General features: G+C 65.0%; 1 protein-coding gene. It reads right to left on the reverse strand.

Translation table 11 applies throughout. The features are described 5' to 3' along the window. Positions 1-212 precede the first annotated feature (212 nt). A partial coding sequence (locus EOA75_RS33165; RefSeq protein ID WP_127326161.1) for a substrate-binding domain-containing protein occupies positions 213-1061 on the reverse strand: 849 nt, incomplete at its 5' end.

Below are 1061 nucleotides of genomic sequence, written 5' to 3' on the forward strand. Positions count from 1 at the left end.
CGATCGCCGCGATCGACGTCGGCGCGCATGAGATCGGCATCCGCGTCGCCGAGCTGGTGCTCGACCTGCTCAACGGGCGGCGAGCGCTCGATGACCGCGTCGTAGTCGGCATGACGCCCAGGGTTGTTGTGCGACACACGGCCTGAAGCATCGGAAAAAACGAACGGCCGGCGGATGATCGCCGACCGCTCGCTGATCGTTCTGGATGGCGTCTATTTGCCCCAGATCTTCTTGTATTGGTCGCGGTAGCCGTTGCCCGGGTCGAAACGGTTGTCCGGGCCGCCGTCGAACTCGACATTGTCGGAAGTCACCACATGCAGCGGCGAGATGTAGCCCGACCATTTCTCGCCGGCCATGGCGCGGTTGAGCTCGTCGACAAGCTGCCAGCCCTGCAGGTTCAGCGGCTCGGCCACCGTCACCTTCTGGAACTGGCCGGAGCGGATGCGCTGGTAGGCCGATTCCGAACCGTCGCCCGCCGCGACGTTGATCGGCGCATCGGTGCCGGACTTGCCGGCCGCCGCGAGCGACGGCCCCATAAAGTCGAAATAGAGGTCGTTGATCGCCAGCGAATGGGTCCATTGATCGCCGTATTTCTGCAGCAGCGAGGTGGTGAGCTGCGGCATGCGCTGCGAGGTCTCGGCGATCGGCGTGTCGACATATTCGAGCACCTTCCCGCCGAGATCCTCGATCTCCTTCTTCATCCGGTCCGCCTTGGCGATAGCGATCTGGTAGGTGGAATCGGTGAAGATGATGACGCCGGGCTTGCCCTTGGCGTCGACAAAGGCCCAGTCGGCCGCCGCCTTCGAAACTTGCATTGGATCGGTCGAGACGTTGGCGACGATGCCGAGATCGTCGATCGGGCCGACGGTCGGCGCGGCGTGCCAGGCCACCATCGGGATCTTGGCCGCCTTGGCCTGCTCCATCGCCGGCTTCTGCTCGACGGCGTCGAAGCCGTTGATGATGATGCCATCGGGATTGAGCGCCAGCGCCTGGCCGAAGGCAGCGGTGCGGCCGCCGATGGAGCCGGCCCCGTCAAGCGTCTTGACCGTCCACCCCAGGGC

The sequence above is a fragment of the Mesorhizobium sp. M1A.F.Ca.IN.022.07.1.1 genome, from assembly GCF_003997575.1.
In the GTDB taxonomy this organism is placed as follows: Bacteria; Pseudomonadota; Alphaproteobacteria; order Rhizobiales; family Rhizobiaceae; genus Mesorhizobium.